This is a genomic window from Microbacterium sp. AC145, from assembly GCF_979258505.1.
In genome coordinates, this window is sequence record NZ_OZ409859.1 from 175,560 (window position 1) to 195,795 (window position 20,236).

At 68.3% G+C, this 20,236-nt stretch carries 22 protein-coding genes; 7 read left to right on the top strand and 15 right to left on the bottom strand.

Translation table 11 applies throughout. The features are described 5' to 3' along the window. Positions 1-12: 12 nt before the first annotated feature. Complete coding sequence (locus ACZZZN_RS00840) at positions 13-1,197, top strand: alcohol dehydrogenase catalytic domain-containing protein (RefSeq protein WP_463503374.1); 1,185 nt, start codon at positions 13-15, stop codon at positions 1,195-1,197. Here the strand turns inward: ACZZZN_RS00840 and ACZZZN_RS00845 are convergent. Both ACZZZN_RS00845 and ACZZZN_RS00850 read right to left on the bottom strand, forming a co-directional pair. After that, entirely contained in the window at positions 1,166-1,993 is an 828-nt protein-coding gene (locus tag ACZZZN_RS00845) for a lysostaphin resistance A-like protein (protein ID WP_463503375.1), read from the bottom strand. The genes ACZZZN_RS00840 and ACZZZN_RS00845 overlap by 32 nt on opposite strands. A 98-nt stretch (positions 1,994-2,091) precedes the next feature. After that, positions 2,092-2,529, bottom strand: coding sequence for an SRPBCC family protein (locus ACZZZN_RS00850; RefSeq protein WP_463503376.1), 438 nt, complete (start codon positions 2,527-2,529; stop codon positions 2,092-2,094). A gap of 128 nt (positions 2,530-2,657) precedes the next feature. Here ACZZZN_RS00850 and ACZZZN_RS00855 point away from each other — a divergent pair, with 128 nt between their 5' ends. Beyond that, positions 2,658-4,004, top strand: coding sequence for a hypothetical protein (locus ACZZZN_RS00855; RefSeq protein ID WP_463503377.1), 1,347 nt, complete (start codon positions 2,658-2,660; stop codon positions 4,002-4,004). A 380-nt stretch (positions 4,005-4,384) separates the two neighbouring features. Here ACZZZN_RS00855 and ACZZZN_RS00860 read toward each other — a convergent pair whose 3' ends face one another. Both ACZZZN_RS00860 and ACZZZN_RS00865 read right to left on the bottom strand, forming a co-directional pair. Further along, positions 4,385-4,936 carry a hypothetical protein gene (locus tag ACZZZN_RS00860; RefSeq protein WP_463503378.1) on the bottom strand — a complete coding sequence of 184 codons (552 nt, stop codon included), beginning with the start codon at positions 4,934-4,936 and terminating at the stop codon, positions 4,385-4,387. After that, complete coding sequence (locus tag ACZZZN_RS00865) at positions 4,933-5,598, bottom strand: hypothetical protein (RefSeq protein WP_463503379.1); 666 nt, start codon at positions 5,596-5,598, stop codon at positions 4,933-4,935. The genes ACZZZN_RS00860 and ACZZZN_RS00865 overlap by 4 nt, the downstream gene beginning before the upstream one ends. A 137-nt stretch (positions 5,599-5,735) precedes the next feature. Between ACZZZN_RS00865 and ACZZZN_RS00870 the strand changes: the two genes are divergently transcribed. Further along, a complete protein-coding gene (locus ACZZZN_RS00870) occupies positions 5,736-7,196 on the top strand; it encodes an HNH endonuclease signature motif containing protein (RefSeq protein ID WP_463503380.1) in 1,461 nt (486 codons plus the stop codon). Positions 7,197-7,228: 32 nt separating this feature from the next. On the opposite strand, the gene ACZZZN_RS00875 is transcribed toward ACZZZN_RS00870, so the two are convergent. The 5 genes from ACZZZN_RS00875 to ACZZZN_RS00895 form a co-directional block, all read right to left on the bottom strand. Further along, complete coding sequence (locus tag ACZZZN_RS00875) at positions 7,229-7,996, bottom strand: endo alpha-1,4 polygalactosaminidase (RefSeq protein WP_463506522.1); 768 nt, start codon at positions 7,994-7,996, stop codon at positions 7,229-7,231. A gap of 44 nt (positions 7,997-8,040) precedes the next feature. Further along, entirely contained in the window at positions 8,041-8,769 is a 729-nt protein-coding gene (locus tag ACZZZN_RS00880) for a DUF899 domain-containing protein (RefSeq protein ID WP_463503381.1), read from the bottom strand. 61 nt (positions 8,770-8,830) lie between these two features. Continuing rightward, the gene (locus tag ACZZZN_RS00885) at positions 8,831-10,225 is read right to left on the bottom strand and encodes an MFS transporter (RefSeq protein WP_463503382.1); all 1,395 of its coding nucleotides are present in this window, start codon (positions 10,223-10,225) and stop codon (positions 8,831-8,833) included. A gap of 86 nt (positions 10,226-10,311) precedes the next feature. Continuing rightward, positions 10,312-11,391 carry a carboxylate-amine ligase gene (locus ACZZZN_RS00890; RefSeq protein WP_463503383.1) on the bottom strand — a complete coding sequence of 360 codons (1,080 nt, stop codon included), beginning with the start codon at positions 11,389-11,391 and terminating at the stop codon, positions 10,312-10,314. 8 nt (positions 11,392-11,399) lie between these two features. Then, a complete protein-coding gene (locus tag ACZZZN_RS00895) occupies positions 11,400-11,666 on the bottom strand; it encodes a DUF7218 family protein (protein ID WP_463503384.1) in 267 nt (88 codons plus the stop codon). A 117-nt stretch (positions 11,667-11,783) separates the two neighbouring features. Between ACZZZN_RS00895 and ACZZZN_RS00900 the strand changes: the two genes are divergently transcribed. After that, on the top strand, positions 11,784-11,948 hold the full coding sequence (locus tag ACZZZN_RS00900; protein WP_201471139.1) for a hypothetical protein: 165 nt from the start codon (positions 11,784-11,786) through the stop codon (positions 11,946-11,948). A 53-nt stretch (positions 11,949-12,001) separates the two neighbouring features. On the opposite strand, the gene ACZZZN_RS00905 is transcribed toward ACZZZN_RS00900, so the two are convergent. Continuing rightward, complete coding sequence (locus ACZZZN_RS00905) at positions 12,002-12,208, bottom strand: CsbD family protein (protein ID WP_463503385.1); 207 nt, start codon at positions 12,206-12,208, stop codon at positions 12,002-12,004. A gap of 229 nt (positions 12,209-12,437) precedes the next feature. Between ACZZZN_RS00905 and ACZZZN_RS00910 the strand changes: the two genes are divergently transcribed. Further along, positions 12,438-12,812 (top strand): hypothetical protein, encoded by a 375-nt coding sequence (locus ACZZZN_RS00910; RefSeq protein ID WP_463503386.1) that lies wholly within the window; start codon positions 12,438-12,440, stop codon positions 12,810-12,812. Positions 12,813-12,880: 68 nt separating this feature from the next. On the opposite strand, the gene ACZZZN_RS00915 is transcribed toward ACZZZN_RS00910, so the two are convergent. Continuing rightward, the gene (locus ACZZZN_RS00915; protein ID WP_463503387.1) at positions 12,881-13,228 is read right to left on the bottom strand and encodes a hypothetical protein; all 348 of its coding nucleotides are present in this window, start codon (positions 13,226-13,228) and stop codon (positions 12,881-12,883) included. A gap of 330 nt (positions 13,229-13,558) precedes the next feature. On the opposite strand from ACZZZN_RS00915, the gene ACZZZN_RS00920 reads away from it, so the two are divergent. Further along, the gene (locus ACZZZN_RS00920; RefSeq protein WP_463503388.1) at positions 13,559-14,044 is read left to right on the top strand and encodes an FBP domain-containing protein; all 486 of its coding nucleotides are present in this window, start codon (positions 13,559-13,561) and stop codon (positions 14,042-14,044) included. Between the two features lie 40 nt (positions 14,045-14,084). Then, on the top strand, positions 14,085-14,711 hold the full coding sequence (locus tag ACZZZN_RS00925; protein ID WP_463503389.1) for a Type 1 glutamine amidotransferase-like domain-containing protein: 627 nt from the start codon (positions 14,085-14,087) through the stop codon (positions 14,709-14,711). 5 nt (positions 14,712-14,716) lie between these two features. Here the strand turns inward: ACZZZN_RS00925 and ACZZZN_RS00930 are convergent, their stop codons facing one another. From ACZZZN_RS00930 to ACZZZN_RS00945, 4 genes are all read right to left on the bottom strand, one after another. After that, entirely contained in the window at positions 14,717-16,957 is a 2,241-nt protein-coding gene (locus tag ACZZZN_RS00930) for a beta-xylosidase/alpha-l-arabinosidase (protein ID WP_463503390.1), read from the bottom strand. Between the two features lie 111 nt (positions 16,958-17,068). Further along, positions 17,069-17,959, bottom strand: coding sequence for a carbohydrate ABC transporter permease (locus ACZZZN_RS00935; protein WP_463503391.1), 891 nt, complete (start codon positions 17,957-17,959; stop codon positions 17,069-17,071). Beyond that, positions 17,956-18,942 (bottom strand): carbohydrate ABC transporter permease, encoded by a 987-nt coding sequence (locus tag ACZZZN_RS00940; protein ID WP_463503392.1) that lies wholly within the window; start codon positions 18,940-18,942, stop codon positions 17,956-17,958. Before ACZZZN_RS00940 ends, ACZZZN_RS00935 begins: the two co-directional genes overlap by 4 nt. Further along, positions 18,923-20,215: an ABC transporter substrate-binding protein gene (locus tag ACZZZN_RS00945; RefSeq protein WP_463503393.1), complete on the bottom strand. Its 1,293-nt coding sequence runs from the start codon at positions 20,213-20,215 to the stop codon at positions 18,923-18,925. Before ACZZZN_RS00945 ends, ACZZZN_RS00940 begins: the two co-directional genes overlap by 20 nt. Positions 20,216-20,236 lie beyond the last annotated feature (21 nt).

The window sequence follows — 20,236 nt, forward strand, 5'->3', positions numbered from 1 at the left end:
AGGAGGAACACCATGAAGGCACTCACCTGGCAAGGCACCCGCTCCGTGTCCGTCGAAGAGGTTCCGGATCCGGTGATCGAGCATCCGACCGACGCGATCGTGCGCATCACGTCGTCAGCGATCTGCGGTTCCGATCTGCATCTGTACGAACTGCTCGGCCCTTTTCTCGACAGGGGAGACATCCTCGGCCACGAGCCGATGGGCGTGGTCGTCGAGGTCGGCAGCGGCGTCACACAGCTGTCGGTCGGCGATCGAGTGGTCGTGCCCTTCAACATCTCGTGCGGGCACTGCTTCTTCTGCGTGCGAGGGCTCCAGTCGCAGTGCGAGACGACGCAGGTGCGCGAGTACGGCAGCGGTGCGTCTCTCTTCGGGTACACGAAGCTCTACGGGCAGGTGCCGGGAGGGCAGGCGGACTATCTGCGCGTGCCGCTCGCCGATCACAACCACATCAAGGTCGCCTCAGACCTGCCGGACGAGCGCTATCTCTTCCTCAGTGACATCCTCCCGACCGCCTGGCAGGGAGTCGAGTATGCGAATGTCCCCGATGGCGGCACGCTCGCCGTGATGGGACTCGGACCGGTCGGCCAGTTCGTCGCCCGCATCGGGGCGCATCGCGGATACCGCGTGCTCGCGGTCGACCCGGTGCCTGAGCGCCGCGAGATGGCGGCTCGGCACGGCGCACAGGTCTTCGACCTCACCGACGACATCACCGACGAGCTGCGCGATCTCACCGACGGACGGGGAGCGGATGCCGTCGTCGACGCCGTCGGCATGGAGGCTCACGGCAACCCCGGCGTCTCGCTGGTGCAGAAGGCCGTCGGACTGCTACCCGATCCGTTGGCCCGTCAGGTGTTCGACAAGGCGGGCATCGACCGGCTGGCTGCCCTGCACACCTCGATCGACCTGGTTCGCCGCGGTGGCACGGTGTCACTGAGCGGCGTCTACGCGGGCGACGCCGACCTCATGCCCATGAAGACCATGTTCGACAAGCAGGTGAGCCTGCGCATGGGGCAGTGCAATGTGAAGCGTTGGGTGTCGGAGATCATGCCTCTCGTCGAGGCGATCGACGATCCGCTCGGCGTCATGGACCTGACCACGCACGATGCTCCGCTCGCCGACGCCCCCGCGCTCTACGAGACCTTCCAGCGCAAGGAGGACGGCTGCATCAAGGTCGTGCTGCACCCGTCGGCGGCGTGACCCGCCCGCGGATGAAGAAGAGGGCGATGAAGCCGACGACGATCACCGGGATGTTGCCCAGGTTCGCGATCGAACCCAGCGGGCCCTCTGCGGGGTAGGCCACCAGCAGGAAGATGCTCGGGTCGGTGCTCGCGTGAAGCAGGATCGGCGCGATGATCGTGCCGGTGACGCGCATGGCGAGGTACATGCAGATGCCGAACGCGAACGTGTAGACGAGCTGGATCAGGGTCGCGAACACGGACTGCCCGGTCAGCAGGTTGCCCGCGTGCAGCAATGCGAACAGCGCGGATGAGATCAGCGCGACGACCAGCTCACGGTTGCCGGACTTGCGGAGCATGTTCACGACGAACCCGCGAGTGAGCACCTCTTCGGCGAAGCCGATGAAGACCCCGGCGAGCAGCCACGTCGCGACGACCTCGAGCCCCGCCGCCCCGTAATCGATCGACAGCATACGCAGCACGTTGAAGAGCAGCACCACGACGATCGCGATCCACATCCAGCCGCGACCGCGGATCGGCTGTGGGCGGAAGATCTCGGGCAGCCATCCGACCGAGGCGGCGAAAGCGACCAGGAGCAGGCAGCCGACGAAGATCGGCACCGCATAGAACACCAGGATGCCGGTCGCGCTCTGCGGGTCGTCGATCTGCGATGCGATGGGCGTGAGCAGCAGCGAGAGTCCGTTGTAGAGGACGAAGTAGACCACGACGAGGACCAGAGCGCGCCACCAGCCGCCCTTCTCCCAGAAGCCTTTCCAGCCGGACAGTGCTGTGCTGTCGGGTCGCGCCGCGTCGTTCATCACCGTCTCCTCCGCCGTCCGCGGCGATCGCGGCCCGTGACCAATATATGGGAGCGCGATGTCTCGCCTGCGCGCCGTAGGAGCGGATGAGACGCGGGTCAGCGGGCGTGGCCCTCGGCGAGGTACGCGAGGCGATGCAAGGTCTCGGCGTTGCGCAGGCGCAGCAAGGGAGCAGTGAGCACGTCGGGCACCAGCATGGCGGGTCCGGTGACCGGCTCCTCGTCGATCCGCACCATCGCGCCGCCGTCGTACGAGCGCACGCGCAGCGTCACGCGCGCCTCGCCGATCGGCCACCCGCGCGCGCGGATCACCATGCGGTGCGGCGGCGCCCACTCCTCGACGACGGTCGTGTCATCGAGCAGTGCCGGCCACACGCCGACGGAGTGGTGCAGCTCGGATCCCGGCTGCGGCCAGGCTGCATCGACATCGCGCATGCGCGACGCCCCGACGACCCAGGCCGGGTAGAGCCAGCCGTTCTCCAGGACTCGGAACACGTCGTCGGGGGTGCAGTTCATCGTGCGGACGTTCTTCGCCATCGTGCTCTCCTCATCGCTCGTCGATGCATCCTGATCACAGCATGGTGCCCGCGAGCCTGCACCCGCGCGAAGGGGGTTGACGAGCGGACATGGGGCTTCGCGCACGCGACCGATATACCGTAGGACCCATGACCCAGGCCCTCCGCACCTTCGGGCGCATCCTCGCGCGGCACGGTGTTGCGCTCATGGCCTGGTATCTCGGTGGTGAGGCCCTGCACCGGCTGCTGGTCGAGCTCGCGGGTTTCGTCGGCGGCCACACCTCGCTCGGCGGACTGCTTCTGCTGCCGCTCGCCGTGGCCGCGCGACTCTTCGCATACGTCGCGATGTATCTCACGGTGCGCCCCTCTCTGCCGCACAGCCGCCGGGAGGATGCCGGTGGCCCGCGCGAGTTCGCCTCGGCGTCTCTCGCGGCGATCCTGCCGTTCTTCGCGTTCTACACGGCGTGGGGTCTGCTCGATGCCGACCTGATCGACTTCTTCCGCATCGCCGTCGCGGTCGGACTCGAGAGCACCGGCATGCAGGCCGATCAGCTCGGCGACCGTGGTGGGCTGATCGCGGTCGGAGTGCTGCCGGTGGCGGTGCTGGTCATCGCGCTGATCGCCCGACTGCTGTTCACCCGGTTCGCGCCGCGGCTGCCGCGGTGGACCGTGGTGCTCGCGGTCTACACCGAGGTGCTCTGGACCTTCATGCTCTTCGTGCTCGTGGCGCGATGGTGGAACGGCGTGCTCGCGTGGCTCGCGGAGCGCGCTGCGGTCGGGTGGCTGCAATCGTTCGGGGACTGGTTCGCGATCAACCTCGAACCCATCGCGGCGGTGTGGGAGGGCGCGACCTGGCTCTTCGGCATCGTGGTCGCGGCGCTTCTCATCCCTGCCGCCTGGCTCACGGTCGCCGGAGTGATCTTCGGCACCGCGTTCGACTCCACTCCGTCGTTCCCCCGCTGGGCGGGCGGTGCCGGGGGAGCCATGCGAGGCGCGGCGATGAGCGTCGCCCGCACACTCGTGATGAGGCTCGAGGGCCTGTGGGCTGCGGTCACCGTGATCTGGCGAGGCGGACCGGTGCTCTTCGGGGCCTTCGCGCTCGCCTATGCGAGCTGGGCCTTCGCCGAGCAGGTCGCGACCCGTGGTGCGTTGCAGCTCATAGGCGGGCACGACACCTGGTTCTGGGCGGGGGTGTTCCCGCTCGTGAGCGTCGGCATCGCGGCGATCGCCGAGCCGTTGCGGGTGGCGATCGTGGCGACCGCATACGACGGTGTGATCGGGCGGCCGAAAGCCCGGCTCGACACACGTCCGTCAGGGATCGACGACCCGTCAGGGGTCGAGAGCCTGTCAGGGGTCGAGAGCCTGTCAGGGGACGACGGTGAACCGAGCGAGATCGGAGTCGTCGCCCTCGATGTCGAGCACGAAGGGCCCCTCAGCGTCGTCCGGCAGCACGAAGATGAGCAGGATGCGATGCGACGCGGGTTCCGCGGCGCATGAGCTCGCGTCGAGGCCCGTGGGCAGATCGAGTCCCCTCCGCGAGCTCACCCAGGTGCGCGACGACGACTTCTCGATGAGGGTGGCGAAGCCGCACGACGCGGCATCCGGTCCGCCGCTGGCGGTCAGGCGGACGCTCAGCGTGCGCGACCCTTCTGGCGCATCGAACTCCCCCCACTCCACGAAGCCGAGCGAGAGCTCCTGACCCGAGATGGCGACGCGTGGATCGGTGGCGGAATCAGCCTCGATCACGCGGTCCGTCTGACGGATGCTCGGAATCACGTCGAGCCACACGTAGGTGCCGACCACGGCGACCGCCGCGATGGCCAGGGCGATCAGCGCGGTTCGCTGGGTGCGCCACCAGCGTCTCGGGTCGTTCCGGCTCATTCGTCGCTCCAACCCGGTGCGACGAGATCGGCGCTCGAGACCCGGGGGAGATCATCGAGATCGATCGAGATCACCACCAGGTCGTCGAGCTCAGGGGTGGAGTACCCCGAGGAGAGCCGCAGCTCGGCGGTGCCGCTGTCGAGCTCTGTCGGCAGCTCGAAGGACAGCGTGCCCGTGATCTCGGTGCCGACGCGCAGCGCGGTGCCGCGCAGCGACGTCGACGGACGTTCGCTCGCCTGGAACACACGGTCGTCGACGGCGAGGGTCGCGAGCTGGATCGCCGCGTCGACCTCCGTCGTCGCCGCCGAGGCGTCGAGCGTGATGACGAGCCAGTTGCCCTCAGCGCTCCATGCGGATTCGACCACCTCATCGGCGAAGGTCGCGTCCGTCACGGTCGCGACGATCGTCCGCGACGCGACGGTCTCGCCGGCATGCCCGTGCACGGTGATCGGCCCGACCACGTCTTCGTCGCTCGGCGTCACGGCCGTCATCAGCCCGGCACTCAGCACGAGCGCGGCACCGACGAGCCACGGCAGCGCGCGTCTCACGACGTCCCGCTCACGGGGATGACGATGCGCGCGGCGATGTCGGCCGCGCGCCAGGTCACGACACGGGACGAGAGGAGCACGGCGCCCGTGCTGATCGCGGCCTCATGCACATCGAGAGCGACCGCGTCGCCGGTCACCGCGTCTTCTGGCACCGGCCAGGCGATCATGACCTCGTCCGGCACCCCGGGCTGCAGGTAGACCTGACCGGCCGATCCGTCGGCACGCCAGACATCGGCGTTGTCGGTGGGCTCGACGCCGACTAGGCCGAGCAGCGGCTCGTCGTGATTCACGAGATTCGTGTCGATGCGATCGGCCGTCGTGCCGACGCCGATCGGGTGGTCCGTCAGGTTCTCCATCGCGAGGGTCATGACCAGCAGCACCTCGCCGTCTTCCGCGTCGAGGTACTCGGATTCGACCTCGCGCGTGAACTCGGCATCGAGCACGGTGACGCTCAGCTGGCCCGTGCGCACCTCGTCGCCCGCGTCGACGCTGCGCGGTTCTGTCAACGCCTGCGCGAGTCCGCCGGTCGCGATCACCACGATGAGCAGTGCGGCGACCGCCGCGGCTGCCACCCAGATCCAGCGCGGCAGATCGGAGACGGACCGCGCCCAGCGCGAGGCGATCGCGCGCACGCCGCCGGTCCGGTCCCCCCTGATGGTCACGAGGTCAGCCTAGCGAGACGCGTGCGGTCGGTCGCCGTCATCGGCGTCGATCGGCTTCTTGGTCGAGCATCTGGGGATGCCGGTATCTTCGCGGGGTGACCCTGCCATTGTTCGTATCTTTGTTCTAATCTGGGGGTATGGCTCACCGCACCGATCTCGACCTCGATCTCGAGGAGCGGTGTCGCCTGCTCGATGACTGGACCGAGGTCCGGCGGCGGATCGCGGCGCTCGAGGCCGAGGCGAGCGAGCTGCTCATCCAGCGGATCGCTGTCCGCGAGAGCGATGTGACCGAGCACGCCTTCCACCGTGACGCGATCGACCGGTCGATGATCGCCGAATACGCCGCGGCGGGTCGCGTGAGCACGGGGTCGGTCGAGTACGCGTTCACCGACGCGCGCACCCTGTTCCGCACTCTGCCCGGGGTGAGGGCGGCGTTCGCCGCCGGGACGATCAGTGTCGGGCACGTGCGGGAGATCGTGCGGGCGAGCATGATCGTCAGCGAGGCGATCGACGCCGGAGACGTGGCGCCTGAGACGATGGCCCTCTACGAGGCGGCGGTGCTCGTGTTCGCCGAGCGGGAGACCGCTGCGCGCACGAGGGCTCATGCGCGGCAGGTGGCGGCGACGCTCGCGGGTGTGACTCTGGTGGCTCGTCAGCGCAAGGCCGTCGAGGAACGCTGCGTGCAGGTGCGTTCGGTCGGGGACGGGCTGTCTCTGCTCACCGCGGTGCTGCCGGAATGGGTCGCCGAGGGGATCCTCGACCGGCTCACCCAGATGGCACGCGAGATCGTCCGCACCCGCGACGAACGAGAAACCCACCTGTCGCCGCTGGACGACGACGGTGAGCACGTCCGTGATCTGCACGACTTCTCCCCGGACGATGCGCACTACGCGGCGTACTTCGATGCGCACGTCATCGTGGGCGAGTCGGGCACGTTCACGACCGACCCGCTCGCGGGCCTGCGCGATCCGATGACCGACCCGACCAGCCCCGACATCGAACACCTTGCCGGAGACACCCGCACGATCGATCAGATCCGCGCCGACGTCCTCGCAGACCTCCTCCTCGCTGCCACACCCAGCCCCGAGAACGGCACCGGGCTCGAGAACATCACGGCCCGCATCCAGGTCACCGTCGCCGCCACCACTCTGACCGGTGCCGACGACCACCCCGCCGAACTCGACGGACACGGCCCCCTCGCCCCCGAGATCGCTCGATGCCTCGCCGGACACACCACCGGCTGGACCCGCCTCTTCCTCGACCCCACCGGTCTCATCATCGAGACCGACACCTACACGCCCACCGCGGCCATGCGACGCTTCCTCCGCGCCCGCGACCAGCACTGCCGATTCCCCGGATGCCGCATGCCCACCCACCGCTGCGACATCGACCACACCCACGACCACGCCCGCGGCGGCAGAACCCGCACCGACAACGTCAGCCACCTCTGCCGGCGACACCACTCGCTCAAACACCCCGACGTCGATGACCGCCACCGGTGGACAGCGCACCAACAACCCGACGGCACCATCACCTGGACCAGCCCTCTCGGCCGCACCTACACCGACCCACCACGACGACGAGTCATGTTCGTCTGAGGGCTGCGGCGGTCATCGACGAGATGCCGGAGTCACCGGCAGGTCTCGAACACGTGCCCGTCGCTGTCGGGCGTCAGCAGATCGCGATCGCGCAACACCATCGAGGCCGGGGATTCGTCGTCGGCGCACATCTCCTCGAAGGATCGCGGCAGCTCGTCGGTGTATTCGATGTCGACCACGTGATCGCCATAGACCTCGGTGAACGAACCGCACTCCTCATAGGCCGCGCACTCCTCGACCACCGCGAAGTCGAAACCGGCGCGGTCGCGCAGCTGCGTCGCATCCTCGGCGGCGTTCTTCTGCCCCGCCGCGAGTCCCGCGTCATGCGCGATGTCGACGAGCAGAGTGGCGAGAGCGAGGTTGTCGTCGAGGGTGAGAGCTCCGTGCGATCGTGTGTACGAGTCGAGGTTGTCGAACTCCACCGCATCGAAACCGGCATCCGCGCACCCCTCGATCCACGGCCCGACGCGGGCCGCGATAGCGTCGCGCCGCTCGGCGGTCGAGGTGTCGAGCAATGCTTCGTCGGGCCAGTCGGGGTCGAAGACCGTCTCGCCGTCGCGCTGCAGCAGCAACCCCGCATCCCAGTCGTCGAGTTCGCCCGGCTGGGTCTGGAACCCGTTCACGTAGCAGATCGAATAGATCCCGTCGGCCGGTGGATCCGACCGATCGCGGCCGACGATGCCGACGCCGTCGGCGGGGTCGTACGCGCCGCCGAGTTGGTAATCAGGAGTCGCACCGGCGGGCGGAAGATCCAGCGCGGTGCTCGAGGCGGCATCCGTCGCGCATCCGGTGAGGACCATCACACCCGCGATCAGCACGGCGAGCGCACCGGCGGGTGCGCCCCTCAGGAGCCCGCTCCCTGCAGCGTTCCGTACAGCTCGGCGATCTCCTTCGACCCCATGCCCCGGTCATAGGTCCCGTGCTGCGGCCAGCCTTCCGGCGAGTCCTCCCACTGCTCCTGGCGTCCGTACGGGAGCAGGTCGACGAGACCCTGCAGGTGGCTCAGGCGCTCGGTGCCGCGCCCGTTCGTGTGCCAGGTGCGGTACACGGTGTCACCGTCGCGCAGGAAGACGTTGACGCCGAAGCCTTCGTTCGGTCCCGCATCCATGTCCGACCCGAAAGAGCTGTCGGCGCTCGAGTACCAGGCCATGCGGTTGCCGACGCGCTCGCGGTAGGACAGCGCCTCGTCGATCGGCCCGTTCGTCACGATCACGAAGCGGGCGTCGTAATACCGTTCGAGCACGTCGAGCCGGGTGAACTGCGAGGTGAACCCGGTGCATCCGGGGCACTGCCACTCGGTGCCGTCGGCCCACATGTGGTTGTAGACGATCAGCTGCGGGTGCCCGTCGAAGATCTCGGAGAGCGCCACCGGTCCCTCATCGCCCACCAGCGTGTAGTCCGGCAGCTCGACCATCGGCAGGCGTCGTCGTTGGGCGGCGATCGCGTCGAGTTCGCGAGTGGCCGCCTTCTCGCGCACGCGCAGCGCATCGAGCTCGCGCCGCCACGTGTCGGCGTCGACGACCGACGGCAGGGGAGTGGGAACCTGCGTCGTGGGATTCTCTGTCGTGCTCACGAGGTACCTCCGGATGCTCGGGGAGACGGTGCTTTCAGTCTGCGCCCGAGCGTCGACACCGTCAACGCGGTGCGTCCGCGACCTCGTCAGGCGCCTGTTCCGCGGGGTTCCGGCGGATGCCGATCCATGACACGACGCCCCCGACGGCGAACAGGGCAGCCGTCACCCAGGCGGCGTTGTGGAACCCGCCGAGGTCGAGGGTGCCGCCGATGATGGTCGACAGCATCGCGACGACGAGCAGGCCGGCGACCCTCGAGACGGCGTTGTTCACGGCGGAGGCGATGCCCGAGCGCGACTCGTCGATCGCCCCGAGGATCGCGGAGGTGAGGGGTGCGACCGTGAGCGCGAGGCCCAGACCCAGCACGATCATCGCGGGCAGCACCTGCCACCAGTAGTCGAACTCCTCCGCGACGAGCAGGAGCATCAGTGCGCCCACCGCCATCACCAGAGGCCCGACCGTCATGAAGATGCGCGGGCCGAAGCGTCCAGCCCACGAACCGGCGCGGGAGCTGAGCAGGATCAGCAGCACGGTCACGGGCAGGCTCGCGAGACCGGCGGCGGTGGCGCTGAGTCCCGCGCCCTGCTGCAGATACACGCCGATCACGAAGCCGTTGAGCGAGAGCGCCGCATACACGAACAGCGTCGCGAGGTTGCCCCAGGCGAAGTCGCGCACCCGGAAGAGCGACAGCGGCATCAGCGGTGCGGGCGAGCGCTGCTGGCGCACCAGGAACAGGGCGAAGAGAGCGGCGCCGACGACCGCCGGAAGCCAGATGGCGGGGGAGCCCCAGCCCAGGTTCGGCTGCTCGATCAACGCGAACACGACCGCGCCGAGGCCGATCGCGCACAGTGCTCCGCTCAGCCAGTCGACGCGTACCCCGCTCGGGCGTTCCGTGAGCTTCAGTCGGGCGAGGAGTACGAGCGTCACGCCGATCGGCACGACGTTGATGAGAAAGACGAGACGCCACGACAGGTAGTCCACGAAGAGTCCACCGAGCAGCGGGCCGACCAGCTGCGCTCCGGTGGTGAATGCCGTCCAGACGCCGATGGCCCGAGACTGCAGGTCTCCGCGCATGGTCGCGGTGATCAGGGCGAGCGAGCTCGGCACCAGCAGCGCCCCCGCGGCGCCCTGTGCGGCACGCGCGATGATGAGGATCAGCGGATCGGGGGCTGCGGCCACGGCCACGGATGCCACACCGAACGCGATCAGTCCGACACGCATCACGAGCACCCTGCCGTAGGCGTCCGACAGTGAGCCCGCGAGCAGGATCAGGGCGCTCAGCGTGATCAGGTAGGCATCGACCACCCACTGCTGTGTCGTGATGCCGCCGCCGAGCTCACGACTGATCGCGGGCAGCGCGACGGTGACGACCGTGCCGTCGAGGAACGTGACGAAAGAGGCGAGCACCGCCACCGAGATGACGAGCCGCTGCAAGGGGGCGAAGCGAGAGGATGCCACAGCCTGACTGTACTGCGGCGGGGACTCCGCAGGGTCGGGTTGCCGGCTCGGGGCGAGTACCGGTGCAGTGCCGGTGCCCGCCCAGCTCAGCTCGACAGGGGAGCCGTGCCCGCGCGGTAGAGCTCGCGGAGACCGTCGACGCCCCGTTCGGCGTGCGCGCGCAACTGACGCTGTGCGCCGGTTCCCTCGGCGCGGATGCGGGCCACCGCATCCGCCACGAACTCGTCGTCGCCGTGCTGCCGCAGCGTGGGAGCGAGTCGCTCGAGCATGGCCGTCAGCACATCCTGCGCCGTGCTGACCTCACCGCTGCGAGGATCGATGATCCGTGCATCCGGGCCCTGGCGTGCCGCCGTCCACAACGACGAGTCGATCGAGTCGAGCGACACGGTGGGAGAATCGCCGAGCTCGTCGCTGAGCACCAGCGCGCGGATGAGGGCGACGGCGAGCAGGGTGTCGTCGACCGTCAGCTGCACATCGCACACGCGCACCTCGACCGTCGGGAAGTTCTCGGAGAGGCGGATCGTCCACGAGAGCGAGCTGGCTTCGGAGATCGCCCCCATCGCGACGAGCTCGGCCACCCGAGAGCGGTAGTCGGAGAGATCGGCGAAACGCGGCGGGCTCCACGACGACGGCAGCCGGCGGATCAGGATGCTGCGCCAACTGGCGAACCCCGAGGGACGGCCCTTGGTGAACGGCGCGTTGCCGGTGAGAGCGAGCAGCACGGGCAGCCAGGGCCGCACGCGGTTGACGGCGCGGACGCGCTCCTCGTCGTCGGTGACCTCGACGTGCACGTGCAGTCCGTTGACCTCGTGCTCACGCGTGATCTCGGCCAGGTGATCGGAGACCGCGTCGTAGTGCGGAGATCGCGACACGACGAACCTGTGGGGGGCGATGAAAGGGGTGCCGGTCGGGGCGACCATCGCACCGTGCTCGGCGGCCTGCGATCCGAGCATCTCGCGCAGCGCGCGCAGCTGCCGCACGGCATCCGCCCTCGTGTCGAGCGGCGCGGTCGCGGTCTCGAGCTGACAGGTGAGGTATTCCGGTGTCACCTCACCCGCAGGCCGGATGCCGACCATGCGTGCACGGGACTCCGGCGTCATGGCCAGCGGAACGAGCGTCTTCTCGTCGAGGAGGACGAACTCCTCCTCGATCCCGAACCGGGCCACCCGCGGCCCTAGTGATTCCGCAGGGCGGAGATGAGGTCGGCCTTGCGCGTGCGGCTGTACCCGGTGAGGCCGATCTCCTTCGCGCGAGCGCGGAGTTCGTCGACGGTCCAGTCGTCGTAGTCGCCGTGCTCGCCTCCGCGTCGGCCGACGGTGCTCCGGCCGTCGCGGGCGGCCGCGTTCGAGATGCGAGCCGCCTTCTCCTTCGAGGCCCCGTCATCGCGGAGCTCCTCGTAAAGCTCCGGATCCTTGAGAGAGTTGTTCCTGCGTCCTGGCATGTTCGCGTTCCTCACACGTGTGGAAGCCTCGCGTCAAGCCCCTCCGGGCGACGGCTTCATCGGGCTAGGTTGAGACCCCTAGGCGGGCGCTCAGCGCCCCAGTAGAAGGGAAGACCGATGAACATCCTTCTGATCATCATCATCGTGGTTGCGATCATTCTCGCGATCACCGGCGGACTCGTGCAGTCCCTGCAGTTCCTGCTGTGGGTCGGACTCGTGCTGCTGGCGATCGCCGTGATCGCCTGGCTGATCCGATCGATCTCCGGCAACCGCACGCGCTGAACCCGAAGGAGTGGGGCCCGCCTCTCGGCGGGCCCTTCTCCGTGTCTGCAGGATTACTCCTTGAAGCCGTCCCGCACGTTCTCGCCGGCCTTGTGCGCTGCGTCCTTGACGTTCTCGCCGGCCTGCTTGGCCGATGCCTTCGTCTGATCCGCGCGGCCCTCGGCCTCGAGCTTCTCGTTGTCGGTCAGCTTGCCGAAGCCTTCCTTGGCCTTTCCGGCCAGCTTCTCGGCATTGTTCTTGATGTCGTCTCCGGCACTCATGTCCGTGTCCTTTCCTCGACTGATCAACGGACTGCAACGATCACACGCCCCGCGAATACTGGCCACGGGATTGACAACCATCGACGAGCGTGGAAGCGCGAAACCCGCAGTCGACGCCGATGGCTCAGGCGACTAGCGTGGGCCGCAGGCGGGTGGTCCTGCCCGCTCTCAGCTCGGCTGCGGCCGACGACGGAAGCGGTGTGCGATGGACTCGATGATGATGGGCGCCATGTCGAAGAACATGGAGTCGACCGACATGGCGATGATGGACATGGCTGTCATGCAGGCGTGCATGGACGCGTGTTCGGCGTGCGAGCAGGCCTGCACGATCTGTTCGACGCAGATGATGGACTGCGCGCCGGCGTGCATGAACTGCGCCGACATGTGCAACACGATGATGCGGTCGATGCTGCGGATGCAGGGCACGACTCCCGCCACCATGATGGCGATGCTCGACGCGTGCATCGCCATGTGCCAGATGTGCATGGACGAGTGCATGGAGCACGCCGCCCACAGCGAGGTCTGCCGGATGTGCGCTCAGGCCTGCAAGGACTGCATGGATGCCTGCATGGCTGTCAAGGACATGATGATGGCGGCGGCCTGACGAGCTTCCCCTGAGGATCCCTCCGGTCGTTGAGCGAGGACGGCGAAGCCGCCCGAGACGAAACGCGTTCAGACCAGCGCGACGTTGAACTGCGTGCGCCCGACGGCCAGCACGCCGTAGCGCACGTGCAACGCGATCGGCGTTCCCGCGGGGGCCTCGAGGGCGCAGCTCGCGCCGTTCCACAGAGCGTGCACGGTGCCGTCGAGCGTGCGCACGACCAGGTCACCCGTGGTGCCATCGGCGTGCTCGACGATGGCGTCGACCCATTCGGCCGGTGTCGCCGAGGCGATGCGCGCCTGGATCAGGTGGAGCGCGTGACCGGCCTCGAACGACGAGCAGGCGAAGCCGTGCCGGCACATGCACGCCGAACGCTCACGCACCGAGAGGGGCGAAAAGTGGTTCAGCGGCGTGGACACGGTATCTCCTTCATGAGTGGACGTTCGCGGACGTGAGCGGACGTTCCGGCAACAGTAGATCGCGTCCGTCGGAGAAGGAACCCGCACCGACACGCGGTGAAACAAACGGGCGTAGACTCTCGGGATGCTGTTGTCGAGAAGCGCTCTCCGCATGACGGATCGAGCGCGGAATGGAGCCGTGGGCGCGTCCAGCGCCACGGACAGAGGCTGACGATCGGCCGGAGACGGAACATCCCGTCGCCGGTGCTCCGTCGTATCCCCGCATCCGATCGGATGCCCTCTTCTCCGCCTGCCGTCACCTCTGGCGGCCGTCACGAAAGCAGCTTTCCCATGCGTCCCATCGACGAGCGCACCCTGCGCGCCTCCTTCCTCAACGCCTCCCGCAAAGAGGTCTCCGACCTGTCGCTGCCGCCCGGCTTCGCCGACCTCGACTTCTCGACGCTCGACTACCTCGGCTGGGTCGACCCCAAGCTCCCGCGTCGCTCATACGTGGTCACCTGGGTCGATGACGTCGCCACCGGCGTCATCCTGCAGCGCGCCGAGCAGCGAGTCACCGCCAGGGCCCAGTGCTCGTGGTGCGAAGACGTGACGCTTCGGAACGACGTGCAGCTGTACGTCGCCCGCAAGGCGGGTCCGGCCGGACGCAAGGGCGACACGGTCGGCACTCTGGTCTGTGCCGAGTTCGGATGCTCGAAGAACGTCCGCATCCTCCCGCCGCTCGCCTATGAGGGCTACGACCGCGAACTCGCCCGTGAGCTGCGCATAATCAAGCTGCAGGAGCACGTCGCCGCGTTCATCGCAGCGGTCAAGGGGTGAGCGCTGCTCGATGTCGGCGGGCGTCCGTACGATGGGGCGCATGAAGCTCCTTCTCCTGTCCCTCGGTCCCGGCGCGATGCAGCCGTTCCTCGACGGTGTGAGGAACGGCTCATCGCTGCGCGTCGGGTATGTCGGCGATGCCCAGGTCGCGTATGCCGACGCGCCCTGGGTGCTCGCGGAGCGCCGCTCGATCGTGGGGCTCGGTCACGAGCTCGTCGACATCACAGTGCGCGATGTCTCGGCAGCCGACTTCGCGGCGACGCTGTCGGCGATCGATGCGGTCTACGTCGCGGGCGGCAGCACCTTCGCGCTTCTCGAGGCGCTGCGGACCACCGGGAGCGACGTCGTGCTCGCACAGCGGGTCCGCGACGGATTGCCGTACATCGGCCTGAGCGCGGGGTCGATCATCGCTGGGCCGGACATCACTCCGGCGTCTCTGATGGATGACCCGGCAGACGGGCCCGCGCTGACCGATCCGTCGGGGCTGGGGCTGATCGATCGCACGGTGATCCCGCACGCCGACGGACTGCTGGCGCCGTATCCGCCGTCGCTGATCGCCGAGACGATCAAGGCGTACGGAGCGACCCACCGGCTGCTTCCGTTGCGAGACGATCAGGCGTTGCTCGTCGAGGGTGATCGGCAGACGGTGATCGACTCGGCGCCGTAGCGATCTCACACGATCTCGAGCCGCGCCACCGTCTCCTCCTCGTCGCAGGCTCCGCCGACCCACAGGCGGATGCTGCCCGGCTCGACCCACTTGACTCCGTCGAGGCCCGTGAAGGCGAGGCGGTCGAGGGGCACGTCGAATTCGACGACCGCCTCTTCGCCCGCAGCGAGCATGATCCGACGGAAGTCGAGCAGTTGGGCGACGGGCCGGGTCACGCTCGCGACCTCGTCGTTCGCGTAGAGCTGCACCACGTCGGTCGCCTCGACCGTGCCGGTGTTGCGTACCCGCACGGTCGCCCGGAACGTCTCGCCTGCGGCGACCGTCGCGGGTGCGGCGAGATCGTCATGGGCGAACGTCGTATAGCTGAGCCCGAAGCCGAAGGGACGCACCGGAGTCGAGTCGAGGCTCGTCACGTCGGTCCGTCCGCCGAGCACGGGGTGCAGGTACGAGTACGGCTGCGCCCCCGCCGAACGCGGCAGCGACACCGGCAGTCGCCCTGACGGGGCGACTCGACCGCTCAGCAGCGAGACGAGAGCGGGAGCACCCTCCTCGCCGGGGAAGAACGTCTGCAGCACCGCGGCCGGAATGCCGGCGGTCTCCGTGTCGGACGCAGCCGAGGCGCCCACGGCCCCGAGCCCGGTCATCGTGCCGACAGCTCCGGTGCGAGGAGGCAGCGCCCAGTCGAGCACATAGGGTCGTCCGGTCATCGCGATCAGGATCACCGGAGTGCCGGTCGCGACGACCGCCTCGACGAGATCGCGCTGCACACCCGGCAGCTCGAGGTCGTCGACGTCGTTGCCTTCGCCGACCGTGCCGCGTCCGAAGAGCCCGGCGCGATCGCCCACGACGACGATCGCGACGTCGGCGCCGGTCGCCGCGTCGACGGCAGCGGGGAAGCCCGAGCGGTCGACGCCCTCGACATCGCACCCGGTCGCGGTCGTGATCTCCGCATGCGGGAACTCCACGCGCAGAGCGTCGACGACGGTCGGCAGCTCGACCCCCGCAGGGGTTCCGGGGTGATGCGCGAGCACGTGGTTGACGAACGAGTAGCAGCCCATCAGCGCCTCCGAGCTGTCGGCGTTCGGGCCGATCACGGCGATCCGCGATGCCGCAGCCGAGTCGAGCGGCAGTGCACCGTCGTTGCTCAGCAGCACGATCGACTCCTCGGCGAGCCGACGCGCGAGGGCACGGTGCTCGGCCGGGTCGAGGTCGATCGATGTGGGTGGCGCGTCGAAGTCGGCATCCAGCAGACCGAGTTCCTCTTTCTGGGCGAGCACCCGGCCGACGGCGCGGTCGAGGACCTCCGCCGCGAGCCGCCCGTCGCGCACCTGCTCGGCGAGCGTTCGGTAGGCGTCGGGCGATGGCAGCTCCACGTCGATCCCCGCGGTGATCGCGAGGCGAGCGGCGTCGGCGGAGTCGGCCGCCGCACGGTGCATGCTCTGCAGGAAGTCGACCGAGAAGTAGTCCGAGACCACGACCCCGTCGAAACCCCAGCGATCGCGCAGGATGCCGGTGAGATACCGGCGATCAGCAGCGAGGGGCACGCCGTCGATGTCGGTGTACGAGTTCATCACGCTGCGGGCTCCGCCTTCGCGGATCGCCATCTCGAACGGCGGCAGGAGCACGTCTTCGATCTCCCGCTGCCCGATGCTCACAGGGGCGTGGTTGCGGCCCGCCCGCGAAGCGGAGTACCCGACGAAGTGCTTCAAAGTCGCGTGCACGCCCTCGGATTGCAGCCCGCGCACGTAGGCGGTGCCGATCCGGCCGACGACCAGCGGGTCCTCGGCGATGCACTCGTCGACGCGGCCCCATCGCGGATCGCGGATGACGTCGAGCACCGGAGCGAGACCCTGGTGGATGCCGAGCGTGCGCATCGACGATCCGATGGCCCGCCCCATCTCCTCGACCAGGTCGGGATCGAACGCGGCGCCCCACGCGAGCGGAGTCGGGAAGGTCGCCGCTTTCCACGCCGCGAGGCCGGTCAGGCACTCCTCGTGCACGATCGCAGGGATGCCGAGACGGGTCTCGCGCTGCAGCCGGCGCTGCTCACCCCAGAGCCACGCTGCGCGCTCGACCGGATCGACCGGCCGAGTGCCGTACACCCGGGTGAGGTGGCCGATGCCGTGCGCGGATGCCTCTTCGTAGCGCGTCGAACTCTTCTTCTCTCCCGACATCGGAGCGACGACCTCGGCACCCTGATCGACCCAGAAGCCGACGAGTTGCGCCTGCTTCTCCTCGAGGGTCATTCGCTCGAGCAGCGATCGGACGCGGGGGAGAGGTGTGGGGAGGCAGCGGACTGCGACATCGTGTTCTCTTTCTCGTTCTCGTCGGCGCGGGGCGTCACGACGGCGACCGCGTCAGCCCTTGACCGCACCGGTGAGCCCTCCGACGATGCGCCGTTCGAACAGGCTGAAGAAGATCAGCGCGGGGATCATCGACAGCGAGGTGAAGGCGAGGACCTTCGCCGTGTCCACCGAGTACTGCGAGGCGAACGACTGCACCCCGAGCGGCAGGGTGAACGTCGCCTGGTCGTTGAGGATGAACAGCGGCAGCAGGTAGCCGTTCCAACTGCCGATGAACGCCAGGATGCCGGTGGTGATGACTCCGGGCAGCGAGAGCGGCAGAACCATCCGCCAGAAGAACCCGAGGCGGCTGCATCCGTCGATGAACGCGGCCTCCTGGATCTCGTCGGGGATGGCGCGCAGGAACGGCACGAGGATGATGATCGTCGTCGGCAGTGCGAACGCGATCTGCGGCAGGATCACTCCGCCCAGCGAGTTCATGAGTCCGAGGTTGCGCACCACGATGTACAACGGCGTGATCGCGACGGTGAGCGGGAACATCAGCCCCGCGGCGAAGAACGCGTAGAGCACCCCGCGACCGGCGAACCGGTAGCGGGCGAGCACATACGCAGCCATCAGGCCCAGGGTGACGGTGCCGACGGTCGTCGCGAGGGCCACGATCGTCGAGTTGCCCACGAGTCGCCAGAACACCCCGCCGGTGAGCACGTCGAGGTAGTTCGACGCGACCCAGGGCGCGGGGAATCCGGCCGGATCGGTCGTGATCTGCGCATTCGTGCGGAATCCGCCCGTGATGATGTACGCGATCGGAGCGAGCATCAGCCCGACGGCGATCAGCGCGACGAAGTACACCGCGGGGTTGGCCCAGGGCAGCCGGGGCTTGGCGTTTCGCCCCGGGCGTCCGAGACGCGAGGGGCGTTGGGTGACGAGCACCGAGGTGGCGGTCATCGGACGAGCTCCTTCTCGAGTTCGGGTGCGACGGGTGCGGCATCCGTCGACCGTCGCGACGTCTTGCGCGACGTCGGGCCGGTCAGCGCTCCGTCGGTGTCTTTGCGCAGCACGGCCCGCTGATAGATCAGCGCGACCACGAGCGAGATGAGGAAGAGCACGACGGCGACCGCGTTGCCGTAGCCGTAGTTGCCGGCGTTGCGACCCTCCGAGACCATGTAGGTCGCCATGGTCGAGGTGCCCGCCGTCGAAGCGATGTACTGACCCCAGATGATGTACACGAGATCGAACAGCTGCAGAGAGCCGATGATCGACAGGAACGCCCAGATGCGCAGCGTCGGCGCGAGCAGCGGCAGCGTGATGCGCCACTGGATCTGCCAGTACGAGGCTCCGTCGATCGCCGCCGCCTCGTGCAGCTCCTCGGGGATTCCCTGGAGCCCTGCGAGGAAGAGGATGACGGCGAAGCCGATGTACTTCCAGGTGATGATCGCCATCAGCGTCCAGATGGCGATGCCGGGGTCCGATAGCCAGTCGGTCGCGAGGAACCCCAGGCCCATGTTGGTCAGCATCGCGTTGAGGGCGCCGTTGGTCTGGAGCATGAGGCTCCAGCCGGTGCCCACGACGACCTCGGAGATCACATACGGGACGAAGATCAGCACCCGGATCAGGGACTGCCCGCGCATCCTGCGGTTGAGCAGCAGCGCCAGCAGGATCGCGATCGGTCCCTGCAGCACGAGGGAGAAGACCAGGATGAAGCCGTTGTGCGCGAGCGCGTCATGGAACAGCGGGTCCTGGAGGATCGTCAGGTAGTTCTTCAGCCCGACGAAGTCGGTGGGCGGTCCGTAGCCCTGCCAGCTGAAGAAGCCGTAGTACGCCGCCATCAGCACCGGGAAGATGACGAAGGCGAGGAAGACGAGCAGGGCGGGCCCGGCCAGAAGGATCACTTCCAGCCGGGCACGCGTGTCATGCTTTCGCTGCGGCATCCTGCACAGCCCCCACGAGGTCTTCCGCTGAGCTGTTGCCCGCGAGCAGGTCGACCACGGCGACGTTCAGCGCGTTGCCGACGTTCTGGCCGTAGACGGTGTCGAGCCACTGCGTCGCGTACGGCGCCTCGTTGTAGGCGGCCAGGATGTCCTGCAGGTAGGGCTCGGTGACAGCCTCCTGCGCGACGGTGTTCACCGGGGGAGCGTTGAACGCCTTGTAGTACTCGGTCTGCACGGCGGAGGTGCCGAGGTAGTTCAAGAAGTCCACGCACGCGTCGGGTGCGTCGACCGAGCACGAGTAGCCGTCGACGCCGCCCATCATCGAGCCCGGCTCGCCGTCGCCGCCCTCGATCTCGGGGAAGGGGAACCAGCTGAGGTCGGCCAGGGGCTGCTGATCGGGGGTCAGCGAGCCGATGACGCCCGGGTTCCAGGCGCCCATCAGCTCCATGGCAGCCTTGTGGTTGGCGATGAGCCCTGCCGAGCTGCCGGCGCCCTGCTGGGCGGTGGTCGTCAGGAATCCGGCGTTGAAGGGCTCGGTCGCGGCGAACGCCTCGAGGTCTTCTCCCGCGCGGATCCAGCACTCGTCTGTGAAGTCCATCTCGTCGGCCGCGCTGGCCAGAGTGTCGGAGCTGCACTCGCGGAGCGCGAACCAGTAGTACCAGTGCGCGGCGGGCCAGGCATCCTTCGCCCCGAGCGCGATCGGATCGATGCCCGCACTCCTCAGCGCCTCGTTCGCCGTCTCGAGTTCGTCGAGAGTCGCCGGGTTCTCGGTGATGCCGGCCTCGTCGAAGAGGTCCTGACTGTAGAAGAGCCCGCCGGGCAGCACGGCCACGGGCATGGCGTAGATCTTGCCGTCGAGGCTGTTGGCCGAGTATGCGGCATCCGGGATCTCGTCCTTCGCGCCGCCCTCGATCGCGTCGGTGAGGTCCTTGAGCTGGCCGGCCTTGACCATTGCCGCCATCTTTCCGCCGCCGCGCTGCAGGAAGATGTCGGGGGCGTCGCCCGAGTTGAGCGCGGTCTGCAGCTTGCCGTCGAGGTCTTCGTTCTGGACCGACTGGATCTCGATCGTGACGCCGTCGTTCTCGGCTTCGAAGTCGGCGACCGTCTTCTCCCAGAACTCCACTCCGGGGCCGGTCGTCGAGTTGTGCCAGAGCGTCATCGTGGTGCCGCCGTCAGCGCCGCCGGACGTGTCGCCGGTGCAGCCCGAGAGCGCGAGCGCTCCGACGGCGAGCACCGAGACTGCTGCAGCGAGGGGGAGCCTTCTGCTGTTCATGTGATTCTCCTCATCGAGTTG

Bases quoted from the DNA above. Each gene is read 5' to 3' on its own strand.
- ACZZZN_RS00840 (WP_463503374.1), top strand. From the start codon at position 13: ATGAAGGCACTCACCTGGCAAGGCACCCGCTCCGTGTCCGTCGAAGAG.
- ACZZZN_RS00845 (WP_463503375.1), bottom strand. From the start codon at position 1,993: ATGAACGACGCGGCGCGACCCGACAGCACAGCACTGTCCGGCTGGAAA.
- ACZZZN_RS00850 (WP_463503376.1), bottom strand. From the start codon at position 2,529: ATGGCGAAGAACGTCCGCACGATGAACTGCACCCCCGACGACGTGTTC.
- ACZZZN_RS00855 (WP_463503377.1), top strand. From the start codon at position 2,658: ATGACCCAGGCCCTCCGCACCTTCGGGCGCATCCTCGCGCGGCACGGT.
- ACZZZN_RS00870 (WP_463503380.1), top strand. From the start codon at position 5,736: ATGGCTCACCGCACCGATCTCGACCTCGATCTCGAGGAGCGGTGTCGC.
- ACZZZN_RS00875 (WP_463506522.1), bottom strand. From the start codon at position 7,996: ATGGTCCTCACCGGATGCGCGACGGATGCCGCCTCGAGCACCGCGCTG.
- ACZZZN_RS00895 (WP_463503384.1), bottom strand. From the start codon at position 11,666: ATGCCAGGACGCAGGAACAACTCTCTCAAGGATCCGGAGCTTTACGAG.
- ACZZZN_RS00900 (WP_201471139.1), top strand. From the start codon at position 11,784: ATGAACATCCTTCTGATCATCATCATCGTGGTTGCGATCATTCTCGCG.
- ACZZZN_RS00905 (WP_463503385.1), bottom strand. From the start codon at position 12,208: ATGAGTGCCGGAGACGACATCAAGAACAATGCCGAGAAGCTGGCCGGA.
- ACZZZN_RS00910 (WP_463503386.1), top strand. From the start codon at position 12,438: ATGTCGAAGAACATGGAGTCGACCGACATGGCGATGATGGACATGGCT.
- ACZZZN_RS00920 (WP_463503388.1), top strand. From the start codon at position 13,559: ATGCGTCCCATCGACGAGCGCACCCTGCGCGCCTCCTTCCTCAACGCC.
- ACZZZN_RS00925 (WP_463503389.1), top strand. From the start codon at position 14,085: ATGAAGCTCCTTCTCCTGTCCCTCGGTCCCGGCGCGATGCAGCCGTTC.
- ACZZZN_RS00930 (WP_463503390.1), bottom strand. From the start codon at position 16,957: ATGACCCTCGAGGAGAAGCAGGCGCAACTCGTCGGCTTCTGGGTCGAT.
- ACZZZN_RS00935 (WP_463503391.1), bottom strand. From the start codon at position 17,959: ATGACCGCCACCTCGGTGCTCGTCACCCAACGCCCCTCGCGTCTCGGA.
- ACZZZN_RS00940 (WP_463503392.1), bottom strand. From the start codon at position 18,942: ATGCCGCAGCGAAAGCATGACACGCGTGCCCGGCTGGAAGTGATCCTT.
- ACZZZN_RS00945 (WP_463503393.1), bottom strand. From the start codon at position 20,215: ATGAACAGCAGAAGGCTCCCCCTCGCTGCAGCAGTCTCGGTGCTCGCC.